At 48.9% G+C, this 14,543-nt stretch carries 29 protein-coding genes; all 29 read right to left on the reverse strand.

The genetic code is table 11. The features are described 5' to 3' along the window. Positions 1 to 8: 8 nt before the first annotated feature. From NW747_RS02025 to rpsJ, 29 genes are read right to left on the reverse strand one after another with little or no spacing between them, the layout of a single operon-like run. Positions 9 to 1,001, reverse strand: coding sequence for a DNA-directed RNA polymerase subunit alpha (locus NW747_RS02025; protein ID WP_273095792.1), 993 nt, complete (start codon positions 999 to 1,001; stop codon positions 9 to 11). A 60-nt stretch (positions 1,002 to 1,061) separates the two neighbouring features. Continuing rightward, complete coding sequence (gene rpsK / locus NW747_RS02030; RefSeq protein ID WP_008859827.1) at positions 1,062 to 1,451, reverse strand: 30S ribosomal protein S11; 390 nt, start codon at positions 1,449 to 1,451, stop codon at positions 1,062 to 1,064. Positions 1,452 to 1,469: 18 nt separating this feature from the next. Next, positions 1,470 to 1,847 (reverse strand): 30S ribosomal protein S13, encoded by a 378-nt coding sequence (rpsM, locus tag NW747_RS02035; protein WP_008859826.1) that lies wholly within the window; start codon positions 1,845 to 1,847, stop codon positions 1,470 to 1,472. A gap of 22 nt (positions 1,848 to 1,869) precedes the next feature. After that, the gene (gene rpmJ / locus NW747_RS02040) at positions 1,870 to 1,983 is read right to left on the reverse strand and encodes a 50S ribosomal protein L36 (protein WP_008859825.1); all 114 of its coding nucleotides are present in this window, start codon (positions 1,981 to 1,983) and stop codon (positions 1,870 to 1,872) included. 16 nt (positions 1,984 to 1,999) lie between these two features. Further along, positions 2,000 to 2,221, reverse strand: coding sequence for a translation initiation factor IF-1 (gene infA, locus NW747_RS02045; protein WP_008859824.1), 222 nt, complete (start codon positions 2,219 to 2,221; stop codon positions 2,000 to 2,002). A gap of 44 nt (positions 2,222 to 2,265) precedes the next feature. Continuing rightward, complete coding sequence (map, locus tag NW747_RS02050; RefSeq protein ID WP_273187820.1) at positions 2,266 to 3,018, reverse strand: type I methionyl aminopeptidase; 753 nt, start codon at positions 3,016 to 3,018, stop codon at positions 2,266 to 2,268. Further along, on the reverse strand, positions 3,015 to 3,668 hold the full coding sequence (locus NW747_RS02055) for an adenylate kinase (RefSeq protein WP_008859822.1): 654 nt from the start codon (positions 3,666 to 3,668) through the stop codon (positions 3,015 to 3,017). Before NW747_RS02055 ends, map begins: the two co-directional genes overlap by 4 nt. Positions 3,669 to 3,694: 26 nt before the next feature. After that, a complete protein-coding gene (gene secY / locus NW747_RS02060; protein ID WP_008859821.1) occupies positions 3,695 to 4,957 on the reverse strand; it encodes a preprotein translocase subunit SecY in 1,263 nt (420 codons plus the stop codon). A 1-nt stretch (position 4,958) separates the two neighbouring features. Beyond that, on the reverse strand, positions 4,959 to 5,399 hold the full coding sequence (gene rplO, locus NW747_RS02065; RefSeq protein ID WP_008859820.1) for a 50S ribosomal protein L15: 441 nt from the start codon (positions 5,397 to 5,399) through the stop codon (positions 4,959 to 4,961). An 18-nt stretch (positions 5,400 to 5,417) separates the two neighbouring features. Beyond that, positions 5,418 to 5,597, reverse strand: coding sequence for a 50S ribosomal protein L30 (gene rpmD, locus NW747_RS02070; protein WP_008859819.1), 180 nt, complete (start codon positions 5,595 to 5,597; stop codon positions 5,418 to 5,420). An 11-nt stretch (positions 5,598 to 5,608) separates the two neighbouring features. Then, positions 5,609 to 6,109, reverse strand: coding sequence for a 30S ribosomal protein S5 (rpsE, locus tag NW747_RS02075; RefSeq protein WP_008859818.1), 501 nt, complete (start codon positions 6,107 to 6,109; stop codon positions 5,609 to 5,611). A gap of 17 nt (positions 6,110 to 6,126) precedes the next feature. Then, positions 6,127 to 6,492, reverse strand: a complete 366-nt coding sequence (rplR, locus tag NW747_RS02080) for a 50S ribosomal protein L18 (RefSeq protein ID WP_008859817.1) — start codon at positions 6,490 to 6,492, stop codon at positions 6,127 to 6,129. 18 nt (positions 6,493 to 6,510) lie between these two features. Continuing rightward, the gene (rplF, locus tag NW747_RS02085; RefSeq protein WP_008859816.1) at positions 6,511 to 7,053 is read right to left on the reverse strand and encodes a 50S ribosomal protein L6; all 543 of its coding nucleotides are present in this window, start codon (positions 7,051 to 7,053) and stop codon (positions 6,511 to 6,513) included. Between the two features lie 17 nt (positions 7,054 to 7,070). After that, positions 7,071 to 7,469 (reverse strand): 30S ribosomal protein S8, encoded by a 399-nt coding sequence (gene rpsH, locus NW747_RS02090; protein WP_273187821.1) that lies wholly within the window; start codon positions 7,467 to 7,469, stop codon positions 7,071 to 7,073. 20 nt (positions 7,470 to 7,489) lie between these two features. Beyond that, a complete protein-coding gene (gene rpsN / locus NW747_RS02095; protein ID WP_008859814.1) occupies positions 7,490 to 7,759 on the reverse strand; it encodes a 30S ribosomal protein S14 in 270 nt (89 codons plus the stop codon). Between the two features lie 12 nt (positions 7,760 to 7,771). Then, positions 7,772 to 8,311 carry a 50S ribosomal protein L5 gene (gene rplE, locus NW747_RS02100; RefSeq protein ID WP_008859813.1) on the reverse strand — a complete coding sequence of 180 codons (540 nt, stop codon included), beginning with the start codon at positions 8,309 to 8,311 and terminating at the stop codon, positions 7,772 to 7,774. 19 nt (positions 8,312 to 8,330) lie between these two features. Beyond that, entirely contained in the window at positions 8,331 to 8,660 is a 330-nt protein-coding gene (gene rplX, locus NW747_RS02105; RefSeq protein WP_008859812.1) for a 50S ribosomal protein L24, read from the reverse strand. A 14-nt stretch (positions 8,661 to 8,674) separates the two neighbouring features. Further along, positions 8,675 to 9,043, reverse strand: coding sequence for a 50S ribosomal protein L14 (gene rplN / locus NW747_RS02110; protein WP_008859811.1), 369 nt, complete (start codon positions 9,041 to 9,043; stop codon positions 8,675 to 8,677). A 32-nt stretch (positions 9,044 to 9,075) separates the two neighbouring features. Next, a complete protein-coding gene (rpsQ, locus tag NW747_RS02115; protein WP_040380320.1) occupies positions 9,076 to 9,336 on the reverse strand; it encodes a 30S ribosomal protein S17 in 261 nt (86 codons plus the stop codon). Between the two features lie 26 nt (positions 9,337 to 9,362). Beyond that, a complete protein-coding gene (rpmC, locus tag NW747_RS02120) occupies positions 9,363 to 9,569 on the reverse strand; it encodes a 50S ribosomal protein L29 (RefSeq protein ID WP_273095778.1) in 207 nt (68 codons plus the stop codon). Position 9,570: 1 nt separating this feature from the next. After that, positions 9,571 to 9,996 carry a 50S ribosomal protein L16 gene (gene rplP, locus NW747_RS02125; RefSeq protein WP_008859808.1) on the reverse strand — a complete coding sequence of 142 codons (426 nt, stop codon included), beginning with the start codon at positions 9,994 to 9,996 and terminating at the stop codon, positions 9,571 to 9,573. After that, on the reverse strand, positions 9,996 to 10,757 hold the full coding sequence (gene rpsC / locus NW747_RS02130) for a 30S ribosomal protein S3 (protein ID WP_008859807.1): 762 nt from the start codon (positions 10,755 to 10,757) through the stop codon (positions 9,996 to 9,998). Before rpsC ends, rplP begins: the two co-directional genes overlap by 1 nt. An 18-nt stretch (positions 10,758 to 10,775) precedes the next feature. After that, positions 10,776 to 11,111 carry a 50S ribosomal protein L22 gene (gene rplV, locus NW747_RS02135; protein WP_008859806.1) on the reverse strand — a complete coding sequence of 112 codons (336 nt, stop codon included), beginning with the start codon at positions 11,109 to 11,111 and terminating at the stop codon, positions 10,776 to 10,778. Positions 11,112 to 11,125: 14 nt separating this feature from the next. Beyond that, the gene (gene rpsS, locus NW747_RS02140; RefSeq protein ID WP_008859805.1) at positions 11,126 to 11,407 is read right to left on the reverse strand and encodes a 30S ribosomal protein S19; all 282 of its coding nucleotides are present in this window, start codon (positions 11,405 to 11,407) and stop codon (positions 11,126 to 11,128) included. Between the two features lie 17 nt (positions 11,408 to 11,424). Then, positions 11,425 to 12,252: a 50S ribosomal protein L2 gene (gene rplB / locus NW747_RS02145; protein WP_008859804.1), complete on the reverse strand. Its 828-nt coding sequence runs from the start codon at positions 12,250 to 12,252 to the stop codon at positions 11,425 to 11,427. 14 nt (positions 12,253 to 12,266) lie between these two features. After that, entirely contained in the window at positions 12,267 to 12,548 is a 282-nt protein-coding gene (rplW, locus tag NW747_RS02150) for a 50S ribosomal protein L23 (RefSeq protein WP_008859803.1), read from the reverse strand. After that, positions 12,548 to 13,174, reverse strand: coding sequence for a 50S ribosomal protein L4 (gene rplD / locus NW747_RS02155; RefSeq protein WP_008859802.1), 627 nt, complete (start codon positions 13,172 to 13,174; stop codon positions 12,548 to 12,550). The genes rplW and rplD overlap by 1 nt, the downstream gene beginning before the upstream one ends. A 50-nt stretch (positions 13,175 to 13,224) precedes the next feature. After that, positions 13,225 to 13,866, reverse strand: coding sequence for a 50S ribosomal protein L3 (gene rplC / locus NW747_RS02160; protein WP_008859801.1), 642 nt, complete (start codon positions 13,864 to 13,866; stop codon positions 13,225 to 13,227). Positions 13,867 to 13,878: 12 nt separating this feature from the next. Further along, positions 13,879 to 14,190, reverse strand: coding sequence for a 30S ribosomal protein S10 (gene rpsJ / locus NW747_RS02165; RefSeq protein ID WP_008859800.1), 312 nt, complete (start codon positions 14,188 to 14,190; stop codon positions 13,879 to 13,881). Positions 14,191 to 14,543: the final 353 nt, after the last annotated feature.

Below are 14,543 nucleotides of genomic sequence, written 5' to 3' on the forward strand. Positions count from 1 at the left end.
TAACTATATCAATCCTTGGAATCTTTGAGATGAAGTCCGTAATCCCGGAAGTTAGCCAGTTTTTCTTTGATTTCATCTACCGATTTTTTACCAAGGTTGCGTACACGGGTCAATTCATCTTCTGTCTTGTCTGTCAGTTCGCCGATAGTATTGATTTCAGCTCTCTTCAGGCAGTTAAATGCGCGGACAGAAAGTTCCAGTTCGTCAATGGGAAGAGCGCGTACAGCGTCTTCATTGGCTTTATCCTGGGCAGGAGCGGGACTTTCTTCTACTTCTTCCCCTTCTGTCGGTTCGCTGCCTGGCTGGCTGATACCGATTTTGCAGAAGTTTTCAAAGCAGCTGATCAGGATATTGGCAGCTGTAGCCACTGCATCGTCCGCATTGACAGAGCCGTCGGTATCCACTTCCAGAGTCAGCTTGTCGTAGTCCATTTCATTGCCTACGCGGGTATCGCTGACTTCGTAGTTGCACTTAACAACAGGAGAATAAATGGAGTCGATGGGGATAACGCCGATAACGTCATCATCCGATTTGTTCTTTGTAAAAGGTACATAGCCATGTCCGCGGTTAATGGTCATTTCCATACCCAGATGGGCATCGGAATCCAATGTGCAGATGGCCAGATCTTTGTTGAGAACATCTATTTCTGCCGGTAAAACCATATCACCGGCATGGAAAATACCCTCTTTAGTGATATCGATTCTGACAGTGATGGGGAAGGTCGCTTCGTCGTGGGCGATGAAACGAATCTTCTTCAGGTTCAGAATCATATCTGTTACATCTTCTCTGACGCCGTTAATAGTTGAAAATTCATGAAGCACGCCGTCGATTTTGATAGACGTAATAGCCACACCGTCTAAAGATGAAAGCAACACGCGTCGTAAACTGTTTCCCAGGGTGATGCCATAGCCTCTTTCGAGCGGTTCGCATTCGAACTTGCCGTGACTCTTGTCATCGCTGAGTTCCACAGTCTTAATTGTGAAGCTAGTATTTTCGATCATCCGAAAGTCCTCCTTCTGCGCCTGACGGCGCCAAAATGAAACAGAAAGGATATACCTTAATTATACTCTTCTGCGTTTCGGAGGACGGCAGCCGTTATGAGGAATCGGGGTGACGTCCTTAATGCTGCTGACTTCGATGCCTGCTGCCTGCAGTGCACGGATAGCTGCTTCACGGCCTGCGCCTGGTCCTTTGACGAATACGTCAGCGGAACGCATGCCCTGGTCAATAGCAACTTTAGCAGCCTGTTCAGCTGCCATCTGTGCTGCGAATGGTGTGCTCTTACGGGAGCCTTTGAATCCGAGTCCGCCGGCAGATGCCCATGCAATGGTGTTGCCGTTAGAGTCAGTAATCGTTACAATCGTGTTGTTGAAAGTAGAACGAATATGAGCTGCACCGGATTCTACATGTTTTCTTTCTTTTCTTTTTGCTTTACTTTTTACCGTAGCCATTATATCCCTCCTTCAACATTACTTCTTGGTTGCAGTCTTCTTACCTGCAATGGTCTTCTTCGGTCCTTTGCGGGTACGAGCGTTGGTCTTTGTTCTCTGACCACGTACCGGCAGGCCTTCGCGATGACGTCTGCCTCTGTAGGAGCCGATTTCTACCAGACGCTTAATGTTGAGGGATTCTTCTCTACGGAGATCACCTTCGACTTTGTAGTCAGCGAGAGCGTTGCGGATCTTTGCAACGTCATCTTCTGTCAGATCTCTCACTCGGATATCAGGATTGATTCCTGCTTTGCTTAAGATTTCTTTGGAAAGAGTGGGGCCAATTCCATAAATATAAGTTAAGCCGATCTCAACGCGCTTATCTCTTGGTAAGTCTACACCAGCTATACGTGCCATCTACTCTTTAACCTCCTTTTAATTAACCTTGTCTCTGCTTATGTTTCGGATTTTCACAAATGACCATTACACGGCCTTTGCGTTTGATGATCTTGCACTTGTCGCACATCTTTTTAACGGACGGTCTGACCTTCATCTTGGTTCCTCCTTACTTACTTGTAACGATAGGTAATCCTGCCGTGCTCTAAATCGTAGGGCGTCAATTCTACTGTTACCTTATCCCCGGGCAGTATACGGATGAAATTCATCCTCATTTTGCCGGAAATAGTAGCCAGCACAATATGGCCGCCGTTTTCCAGTTTGACACGGAACATGGCGTTTGGAAGCTTTTCTACTACTTTACCTTCAACTTCAATAACGTCTGCCTTGCTCATGAGAGCCTCCTTTGGCTTACATATACTGTCCGCTGGTAACGATATCAGTCGCGCAGCGTCAGAATTTTAGGACCATCTTTGGTAATGGCAACGGTATGTTCAATGTGAGCAGACGGTTTTCCGTCAGCTGTCACCACACCCCAGCCATCGCGAAGGGTAATGATATCAGCACTTCCCATGGTAATCATCGGTTCAATGCAGATAACCATGCCTTCTTCCAGACGCGGCCCATGACCTGGCGTTCCGTAATTCGGAATTTCCGGATCTTCGTGCATGTCTGTCCCGATACCATGGCCTACATATTCGCGAAGAACGCCGTAGCCATATGGTTTCACATAGCTTTCGACAGCATGACCGATGTCGCCTACGGTGTTGCCCACCACTGCCTGCTTGATGCCGGCAAAAAGTGCGCCTTCCGTAGCCTGAATCAGCTGCATATTCTTCTTGTTTGTGTGGCCTACCGGAACGGTGATACAGGAGTCACCCATGTAACCATTTAATTCTACCACAAGATCGATAGAAATGATATCACCTTTTTTTAAAATTTTTCTTGCTGAAGGAATTCCATGGACTACAGTATCATTGACCGATGCGCAGATGGATCCGGGATAGCCTTCGTATCCCTTCTCGGCAGGTGTACCGCCTCTGTCTCTGATAAATTTTTCAGCCAGATGGTCAAGATCAAGAGTGCTCATGCCCGATTTGACTGCTTTTTCCAGCATAGAGAGCGTTTCCGCAGTCAGACGGCTGGCTGCGGCAATCTTCTCTATTTCTTCCGGTGTATGGATGATAATCATTTGGACGCCTTCTTCAGTGCATCCTGGATATCAGCATATACCTTGTCCATGGACTGGTCTCCGTCGATTTCATAGTACCGGCCGCTGACCTTGTAGTAGTCAATGAGCGGTTTTGTGGATGTTTCGTAAACATCCAGACGCTGGGAGATGGTCTTTTCGTTATCATCAGCCCGCTGGTACAGTTCACCGCCGCAGTTATCGCAGATGCCCGGTGTCTTCGGCGGACGGAATTCTTTATGGAAGGAAGCTCCACATTTCTTGCAGACCAGTCTTCCGCTTACTCTCTTGATGATGTCATCGCGGTTGGCTTTGATGCCGATGACAGCAGTAAGCTGGATTCCCAGTTCATGAAGAATGGCATCCAGGGCAGAGGCCTGGGCGGTGGTGCGGGGGAATCCGTCGAGGATCCATCCCTTTTTGCAGTCGTCCTGGGCCAGTCTTTCCTTTACGATGCCCACAGTTACACTATCCGGAACAAGGGCTCCCTTGTCCATATAGCTTTTAGCTTCCTTGCCGAGAGCAGTTCCCGATTTCACAGCCGCACGGAACATGTCGCCGGTTGCAATCTGGGGGATGCCGTAATCACGAATGAGCTTTTCTGCCTGGGTGCCTTTGCCGGCGCCGGGAGGTCCCATTAATAAGATATACATATCCTGCTCCTTATCTTACAAAAGCCTTATTTAATAAAGCCCTGATAGTTTCTTGTAACCATATAAGACTGTGCCTGTCTCATGGTGTCCAGTGCCACACCGACGATAATGAGGAGCGATGTACCACCGAAGTACACGCCCTGGATGCCGGTGATATTTCCGATGAAGTTCGGAAGGATTGCAATGAATGCCAGGAAAACGGCGCCGGTCAGAGTGATTCTGGACAATACCTTATCTACATACATCATGGTGGGCTGCCCCGGGCGGATGCCTGGAATGAAGCCGCCATATTTCTTCATATTATCTGCCAGATCCTTGATGTTCACGGAAATGGCTGTATAGAAATAGGTGAAGATAAAAATGAGGAAACCGTAGCAGATGGTGTTTGGCCAGGTGCCCCATCCGAAGAAATTACCGATGGACTGTACCCAGCTCACATGGATGAACTGTGCCAGGGTAATGGGGAGCATGAGAATGGAGGAAGCGAAGATGATGGGGATAACGCCGGCCTGGTTTACCTTGAGAGGCAGGTAGGTGGAGTGACCGCCATACATTCTGCGTCCAATCACACGCTTGGCATACTGGATAGGAATCCTTCTCTGTCCTTCGTTCACTTCGATGACCATGAGAATCATAGCCAGGGCAATGACCAGGAACAGGAGAAGCTGGAAGGGGGAAATGGTGCCGACTTTCAGGTAGTCCACCACGGTGGAAATAGCCTGCGGGAAGCGGGCTACGATACCGCAGAAGATGATAAGGGAAATACCGTTGCCGATACCATGTTCCGTAATCTTATCGCCGATCCACATAAGGAGGCAGGTGCCTGCTGTGAGAACAACGATAACGAAAAAGAAATACAGCCAGCTGTTATCAACAAGGGCATTGTTGATACGCAGGGCATAGGTCATACCGAATGCCTGCACAGCTGCCAGGAAAATTGTGAAATATCTTGTGACTTTCTGAATTCTCTTGTATCCTTCGGCACCGTCTTTTCTCCATTCTTCCAGGGTGGGGATGACAGCGGTCAGGAGCTGCATAATGATGGATGAGTTGATGTAGGGAGTGATACTCATGGCAAATATGGAGAATTTGCTGAGTGCCCCGCCGGCGAAGAGATCCAGGAATCCGAAGAGATTGCCTGAAGTGAAAAGACTCTCAATCACCGATGAATCAACCCCCGGCACGGGGATATGGACCCCGAGACGGAAGATGACAAACATCAGGAAGGTGAAAAGAATGCGATCTTTGAGTTCTTTATTTGCAAAAAAGTTTGCTAAAGTAGATCCCATATCAGATCACCTCTACTTTTCCACCTGCTGCTTCGATTTTCTGCTGAGCGGACTTGGTGAATCCCTGTGCTCTTACGGTCAGAGCCTTGGACAGTTCACCGTTTCCCAGTACACGTACACCATCGAGAACGTTCTTCAGAATACCTGCTTCAACGAGAGCTGCCGGATCAACAACAGCGTTGGCATCGAAACGATTCAGCTGTTCAACATTGACTTCAGCATATTCCTTAGCTAATACATTTTTAAAACCGCGCTTCGGAAGACGACGGTACAGAGGCATCTGGCCGCCTTCAAATCCCGGACGGACGCCGCCGCCGGTTCTGGCGTTCTGACCTTTCGCACCGCGGGTAGCCTGTTTGCCCATGCCGCTGCCCAGGCCTCTGCCTACGCGACGACGTACTCTTCTGGAGCCTTCAGCCGGTTTCAGTTCATGCAGTTTCATCAGTGCACCTCCTTCTTATTATTCTGCTTCTTTGCATTCAACCAGATGCTGGACATGATGAATCATGCCTTTAATCTGGGGGGTAAGTTCTTTTTCTACAGAGGAATTGGTCTTATGAAGGCCAAGAGCCTTGATAGTAGCGATATGTTCCGGTCTGGAGCCAATCACGCTTTTTTTCAGTGTAATAATAACTTTCATGAGGGGCCCCCTTAGTTGTAAATTTCGTCCAGGCTCTTTCCGCGGAGTGCTGCAACAGTTTCTGCATTTTCAAGCTTGGAGAGACCGTCCATGGTAGCTCTAACCATGTTGATGGGGTTAGAAGAGCCAAGGGACTTGGTCAGAATATTACGGATGCCTGCCAGAGCCAGTACGGCACGAACCGGGCCGCCGGCTTTGATACCGGTACCTTCGGCAGCAGGTTTCATAATAACCTTGCCGGCACCATAGATGCCCAGCATAGGATGGGGAATGGTTCCGTTCTTCAGAGCCACGGTAATCATGTTTTTCTTAGCGTCTTCAACGCCTTTGCGGATAGCTTCAGGAACTTCAGCTGCCTTGCCCAGGCCTGCGCCAATCTTGCCCTTGCCATCACCGACTACTACGACTGCAGCAAAGGAAAAACGACGGCCGCCTTTTACGACTTTAGCAACGCGGTTGATGAAAACGACGTTTTCCTGTAAGTCGGATTCCTGTTTTTCAAATCTTGGCATGTGCTTTCTCCTTTACCTTAAAATTTCAAGCCGGCTTCGCGGGCACCTTCAGCCAGAGCCTGTACTCTGCCGTGATAGATATAGCCGCCGCGATCGAATACTACGGTTTCAATGCCCTTTTCCAGAGCTCTCTTGGCAACGAGAGCACCTACAGCCTTGGCAGCTTCTGCATTGCCGCCGTAGGGGAACTGAGCCTTGATTTCTTTATCTAAGGTATTAGCCGATACCAGGGTTACGCCAGCTTCATCATCGATGACCTGGGCGTAAATGTTAGCCAGGGATCTGAACACATTGAGACGCGGGCAGGCGGCAGTACCGGAGATTTTCTTACGAAGACGCAGATGACGGCGGATAACCGCATTTCTGCTTGCATTTTTACGCATATTTTTCTACCTCCTGTCTTACTTTGTTGCGCCGGTCTTACCAGCCTTACGGCGTACGTATTCACCGGAATAACGGATACCCTTGCCTTTATAAGGTTCCGGTTCTCTCCAGGCGCGGATTTCAGCTGCAACCTGTCCAACCTTTTCCTTGTCAGCGCCGGATACGAGAATCACAACGGAAGAAGGGGTTGTAATTGTAATGCCTTCCGGCGGAGTAATGATGACCGGATGGGAGAAACCAAGAGCCAGCTTCAGGTTTTTGCCCTGCATCTGAGCATTATAGCCAACGCCCTGGATTTCCAGTTTCTTTTCAAAGCCCTGTGTTACACCAACAACCATGTTGTTGATCAGGGTACGGGTCAGTCCGTGCAGGGAACGGTTTTTGATATCATCATTCGGACGGGAAACCAGAACTTCATTGTTTTCCAGTTTAATGTCCATTTCTTCATTCAGTGTACGGGACAGTGTGCCTTTCGGACCCTTAACTGTCACTGTATGGCCGTCAATCTTGACTTCCACACCAGCCGGGACCGCAATAGGTTTCTTGCCAATTCTTGACATTCTATACCTCCAACGGATTACCAGACAAACGCAAGAACTTCACCGCCAAGGCCTTCTCTGCGAGCTGCCTTGTCAGTCATGATGCCCTTGGATGTGGAAATAACTGCAATACCGAGACCGCCGAGAACCTTCGGCAGTTCTTCTTTGCCTGCATAAACTCTCAGGCCCGGTTTGGAAATTCTCTTCAGACCTTTGATGACCTTTTCACGGTTAGCGCCGTATTTCAGGGAAACACGGAGAACCTGATGGCCTTCGACTTCGATCTGTTCTACGTTTTTGATAAAGCCTTCATCTTTTAAAATCGCAAGCACAGCTGCCTTAATTTTAGAAGCAGGCATATCTACCTTATCATGATATGCATCGTTCGCATTACGAATACGGGTAAGCATATCCGCAATTGGATCGGTTGTTACCATTATTTAATCCTCCTCCCGAATTACCAGCTGGCTTTTCTAATACCCGGAATATCGCCATTGTAAGCCAGATCACGGAACTGGTTACGGCAGATACCGAATTTACGCATATAGCCGTGGGGACGGCCTGTCAGTTTGCAGCGGTTGTGCAGACGTGTAGGGGAAGCGTTACGGGGCAGCTTGGAAAGAGCTTCCCAGTCGCCTGCTTCCTTCAGAGCCTGGCGTTTAGCTGCATATTTCTGAACGGCGAGTTCTCTCTTCTTCTCGCGTTCCAACATAGACTTCTTTGCCATATTGTCCTCCGATTATTTCTTGAACGGCATACCGAACTGGCGGAGGAGCTCACGGGCTTCTTCATCAGTCTTAGCCGTAGTTACAACAATGATATCCATGCCACGGATTCTGTCGATTTTTTCATAATCAACTTCCGGGAAAATCAGCTGTTCCTTTACGCCGAATGCATAGTTGCCACGGCCGTCGAAGCTCTGGTCGCTGATGCCGCGGAAATCGCGTACACGGGGCAGAGCGATGTTGATCAGACGATCGAGGAATTCATACATTCTGTCACCACGAAGGGTAACTTTGCAGCCCAGGGGCATTCCTTCACGGATGTGCCATGCAGCCAGGGATTTATGAGCTTTGCAGATCATCGGCTGCTGGCCGGTGATAGCTGCAAGATCGGATGCTGCTGCATCAACTGCTTTAGAGTTTTCAGTAGCTTCGCCTACACCGATGTTGATGACAATCTTTTCCAGCTTCGGGATTTCCATGTCATTCTTGTAGCCGAACTTTTCGCGCATGCTGTTCTTAATCTGCGCTTTGTACAAATCGTTTAATCTGGACACTTGTTATCCTCCTTCCCGCTTAAGCCTTGTCAATAATAGCGCCGCTCTTAACGGCTGCCCTTACATAAGAGCCGTCCTTCTGCTGGACTTTCTTTACGCGGGTCGGTTTCTTGGATTCCGGATCCAGGATCATAACCTTGGAGGCATAAATCGGAGCTTCCTTCTCGATGATGCCGCCCTTGGGGTTAGCCTGGCTCGGTTTTGTGTGTTTCTTAACCATGTTGACGCCTTCAACGACTACACGGCCTTCTTTCGGCATAGCAGCTTTGATTTTGCCCTGCTTGCCTTTATCCTTACCGGAAATAACGACAACTGTGTCTCCGGTCTTTACATGCAGTTTCTGACTCATCATTTGCCTCCCTATTAGAGCACTTCCGGAGCCAGGGAAATAATCTTCATGAAATCTCTTTCACGGAGTTCTCTTGCTACCGGTCCAAAAATACGTGTTCCTACCGGGCTCTTGTCGTCTTTAATAATAACAACTGCGTTTTCATCAAAGCGGATATGGGATCCGTCGCTGCGGCTTACGCCGTTTACGCTGCGGACTACAACAGCCTTGACTACCTGGCCCTTCTTAACAACGCCGCCGGGGGTTGCATCTTTGACCGTGCAAACCACAATATCACCGATATTGCCGCTCTTACGGAAGGAACCACCCAGAACTTTAATAACCAGGACGTTCTTAGCACCGGTATTATCCGCAACGTTGAGTCTGCTTTCCTGCTGAATCATCGTGCCTATCCTCCTATAATTATCTTTCTATATCAGTTCTGACGGGCAACGATTTTCTCAACTCTCCAACGCTTGTCGCGAGACAGCGGGCGAGTTTCGACGATGCGTACCGTATCACCGACACGGCATTCGTTGTTTTCGTCATGCGCTTTGAACTTGGTTGTGGTATTAATAGATTTTTTGTACAGCTTGTGGGGAACTTTACGTTCTACAGCAACAACGACGGTTTTGTCCATCTTATCGCTGACAACAATTCCCTGGCGCACCTTGCGCAACTTTCTTTCTTCTGCCACGTTGAGATCCTCCTTTGGATTAACCGTCATGCCTTCTTGGCAGCCTTCAATTCTTCTTCACGCTGAACAGTTTTGATTCTTGCGATGGTTTTCTTTACTTCACGGATACGCATCGGATTTTCAAGCTGTCCTGTAGCGAGCTGAAAACGGAGGTTAAACAGTTCTTCCTTTAAGCCGGCAACCTTTTCATTCAATTCGGCAGTGCTCAGGTTACGAATTTCATTGACCTTCATTTTATTCACCTGCCACTTCTTGTCCTTTAACTACAAACTTTGTCTTAATCGGCAGCTTGTGACCTGCAAGGCGCATAGCTTCCTTTGCAGCTTCCACGGGGATGCCGCCCATTTCGAACATAACACGGCCGGGTCTCACTACAGCTACCCAGTATTCTACAGCACCTTTACCGGAGCCCTGACGGGTGCCGATCGGTTTTGCGGAAACCGGTTTGTCCGGGAAAATCTTGATCCAGACCTTGCCGCCGCGCTTTGTATAACGGGTCATAGCAATACGGGCTGCTTCGATCTGACGGCTGGTGATCCAGGAAGGTTCCAGGGCAACCAGGCCATATTCACCGTAAGTTACGGTGTTTCCACGATGTTCCTTGCCTTTCATACGGCCGCGGAACTGTTTACGATATTTTGTACGCTTTGGAATTAACATCAGGAATCACTCCTTTCAGAGTTTCTCGGCCTGCGTTCTCTGCGATCACCGCGGCGGCCGCCTCTTCTGTTGCCTTCGTGACGGTTTCCTCTGTCCTTGCCTGTGCGGGTGTTTTCATTTTCATCCACAAACTGGCCAGGAGCGAGTTCGCCTTTATAAATCCAGACTTTAACGCCGATAGCACCATAGGTGGTGTGAGCAGCGGTTACACCGTAGTCAATGTTGGCACGGAGAGTCTGAAGGGGAATGGAACCTTCACGGTAGCTTTCACTGCGGGCGATTTCAGCGCCGCCGAGACGACCGGAAACGGTTACCTTAATACCTTTAGCGCCTGCGCGCATGGTTCTGCCGACAGCCTGTTTAACAGCACGGCGGAAGCCGATACGTCTTTCCAGCTGGGAAGCAATGTTTTCAGCAACCAGGATGGCGCTCATGTCGGTGGATTTGATTTCAAGGATATCAATATCCACTTCCTTATCAGTAACACCGGCCAGGGCTTTCTTGATATCCTCAATGCCTGTGCCGCCGCGGCCGATAACCATGCCCGGTTTAGCAGTATAAATGGCAAGCTTTACTCTGTTGCCTACACGTTTAATGCCAATCTTGGAAATGCCTGCAACAAACAGGTGCTTCTTTAAAAACTGGCGGATTTTGGCATCTTCCACAAGCAGTGCAGCATAATCTTTTTCTGCAAACCATTTGGAATCCCAGTCATCGATCACGCCTACACGCATTCCATGCGGATTAACTTTCTGACCCAAAACGTTTCCCTCCTTCGATTACTCTTTTTCAGAAACTTTTACCGTCAGTGTGCTGGTACGTTTCATAATCCCGAAAGCCTGTCCACGGGAACGTGGATGTACACGCTTCATGATCGGGCCTGCATCTACATAAATTGTGGAGATGTAGAGATTGTCAATGTTCATATTGTTATTGTTTTCTGCATTTGCCATGGCGCTCCGGAGGGTTTTTTCAACCACGATGGAAGCTGCCTTGTGGGTATTGCGCAGAATGGAGATTGCTTCTCCCGCTTTCTTGCCGCGGACAAGGTTAGCTACGATGCGGACCTTGCGGGGAGAAATGCGGACATTTCTTGAAATTGCCTGAACTTCCATTTTATTCCTCCCTGTTATTTACCTGCAGCGGCCTTATCACTCTTGTTGTGGCCCTTGAAAGTACGGGTCGGAGCGAATTCGCCAAGCTTATGGCCAACCATATCTTCAGTGATGTAAACCGGTACATGCTTTCTTCCGTCGTGAATCGCAATGGTGTGACCTACGAAGCTCGGAAGGATGGTAGAAGCACGGGACCAGGTTTTAACAATTTTCTTATCGTTAGCTGCGTTCAGTGCGTCAATCTTCTTTACCAGAGAGAAAGCGACGAACGGGCCTTTTTTTACGGATCTGGACACTTTTACTCCTCCTTATCTTACTTGCGTCTCTTAACAATCAGTTTGGTAGACGCTTTTCTGTTGTCGCGGGTCTTCACGCCGTAAGCAGGCTTGCCCCACGGGGTAACAGGACGCTTACGTCCGACAGGAGCTTTACCTTCGCCGCCGCCATGCGGATGGTCATTCGGGTTCATTACAACGCCGCGGGTAGTCGGACGAACGCCGAGCCAGCGGTTTCTTCCTGCTTTGCCCAGGGTGATGTTTTCATGGTCATCATTGCCAACCACACCGATAGTAGCGCGGCAGCGGATATGTACCTTGCGCAGTTCGCCGGAAGGCAGACGGAGCAGTGCATAATCTCCTTCTTTAGCCATGAGCTGAGCGCTTGCACCGGCAGAACGAACCATCTGGCCGCCTTTGCCGATTTTCAGTTCTACGTTGTGAACGATGGTACCAAGAGGAATATTGGTGAAAGGCAGGCAGTTGCCTACTTTAATATCGGATTCCGGACCGCTGGTAACAACGTCGCCAACCTTGAGTCCCTTAGGAGCCAGGATGTAACGTTTTTCACCGTCTGCATACTGGAGCAGAGCGATGCGGCAGGTACGGTTAGGATCGTATTCGATAGTAGCTACTTTAGCCGGAATGTTATCCTTGTTTCTCTTGAAATCGATGATTCTGTACTGACGTTTATGACCGCCGCCCTGATGGCGAACTGTCATTTTGCCGGAGCCATTGCGACCGCCATGATTATGAACAGGAGCCAAAAGGGATTTTTCCGGTTTGTCTGTTGTGATTTCATCAAAAGTGGAAACGGTCATCTGACGGCGTCCGGGAGTGTACGGTTTAAAAGATTTATAAGCCATTGATTTACTCCTCCTTACGCTTCGAAGAGCTCAATTGTTTCGCCCGGTTTAAGGGTAACAACTGCTTTCTTCCAATCACTGCGACGACCCTGGGTGCGGCCCAGACGTTTCATCTTGCCTTCATAACGCATGGTGTTCACAGCCTGAACTTTGACTTTGAAAATCTGTTCCACAGCCTGGCGGATTTCAACCTTGGTTGCAGCAAGGGGCACGCGGAAGGTGTACTTTCTTTCTTCCATGAGAGCCGTGGTTTTTTCGGTGATAATCGGTTTAATGAGGATGTCACGTGCTTCCATTATGCGAGTACCTCCTCAATCTTCTTGACAGCTTCCTGAGTGAGGAAGAGCTTGTCGTAATTTACAATATCATAGATGTTGATTCCGCTGGGAACATAAGCTTTTACGCCGGGAATGTTTCTTGCGGAAAGAACGGTGTTTTCTGCTGCGTCGCCGCCGTCAACGATGAGGGCCTTGCCTGCTGCGTTGAATGCGGAAAGCATTTTTACAACTTCCTTGGTCTTCGGTGCATCGAAATGGATGGTGTCGATAACTACCAGTTCGTTAGCGCGGAGCTTTTCGGAAAGAGCAGATTTAACAGCCAGCTGGCGAGCCTTTTTCGGCATAGCCTTTGCATGGCTTCTGGGGGTCGGTCCGAATACGGTGCCGCCGCCAACCCACAGTGGGGAGCGGATGGATCCGACTCTGGCACGGCCTGTGCCTTTCTGTTTCCAGGGCTTCTTGCCGCCGCCGCGGACAAGGCCTCTGGTCTTTGTGGCGTGGGTGCCGAGGCGTTCATTAGCCATCTGGCGAACCACTGCCTGGTGAATAACAGCTTCGTTGTAGTCTACGCCAAAGACGCTGTCATTCAGCTCTATTTCACCGGTTTCCTGGCCGGCTACATTATACAGCTTTACTTTCGGCATTGAGATGTTCCTCCCTTAATCAGAACAATTTTCTGTTGTTCCAGACAATATTATTTTACAGGCTTTACAGTTTCCTGTACCATGACGAGGCTTCCCTTAGCGCCGGGGATCCCGCCTTTGACAAGCATAAGATTACGGGCAGTATCAACTCTTACTACCTGAAGATGCTGAACAGTGACTCTTTCGCCGCCCAGCTGTCCCGGCATCTTCTTGCCTTTGAATACCTTTCCGCCGCCGCCGGACATACGAGCACCGAGGGATGCTGTCTGACGATGGTTCTTGGAACCGTGGCTTTCAGGGCCGCGCTGGTGATTCCAACGTTTAATGGTGCCGGCGAAACCTTTGCCGCGGCTGGTGCCGATTACGTCTACAATTTCGCCTTCTGCGAAGATATCAGCAGCCAGAGTTTGGCCTACTGTGTAAGACGGCTTTTCAGCGAGTCTGTATTCACGCAGATATTTAACCGGTTCAATACCAGCCTTTTCAAACTGACCTTTTACAGGTTTTGTCAAATGTTTTTCTTTGACAGCGCCATAACCGAGCTGAACAGCATTGTATCCATCGCTTTCAACGGTTTTAACAGCTGCTACAACGTTTGGCAGAACTTCAATAACACTTACCGGAACCAGGTCGCCGTTTTCAGCGAACACCTGGGACATTCCTAATTTTGTTCCCAAAATAGCCTTAGACATCTTTGCACCTCCTTACAGTTTAATATCAATGCTGACGCCGGCTGGCAGTTCCAGTCTCATCAGCGCATCCGCGGTCTTCTTGGATGGATCGAGGATGTCAATAAGTCTCTTGTGGATACGCATTTCAAACTGTTCACGGCTGTCTTTGTTGACATGCGGAGAACGGAGAATGGTATACACGTTCCGTTCTGTGGGGAGCGGAATGGGACCGGAGACACGGGAACCGGTTCTCTTGGCAGTTTCCGCGATCTTCGCTGCGCTCTGATCAACAGCTTTGTGATCATAGCCTTTCAGCCGAATTCTGATTTTTTCCTGTTTCGACATTACATAAACCTCCTACGTTCATTTCCTGAATGAACTGCTCCGTGGAAATTCCCCTGCAGTGCAGGCCACCTTCCACTTCATAGTTTTGACTGACTCGCTTCCCGCTTTCGCCCTCGTACGAAAGCCCGAAAACGTTCAGCCTTTAAATCATACTATTTTCCATGGTTGAATGCAAGTGTTTCATAAAAATTTAATATTTTTATCGATAAGTCTCCTAAATACGATAAATACTGGTGAAAACGCAATTAGGTGCGCCTTATTTTAGCATAAACACGCGTCCTGGTGTGTACCTTTTTGCGTTAGACTTTGATTAAATTTTCAAATTACCATGTTTTAATGACAAAAAGAACAGC

It is taken from the genome of Dialister succinatiphilus, assembly GCF_928721695.1.
Taxonomy (GTDB): Bacteria; Bacillota; Negativicutes; order Veillonellales; family Dialisteraceae; genus Dialister; species Dialister succinatiphilus.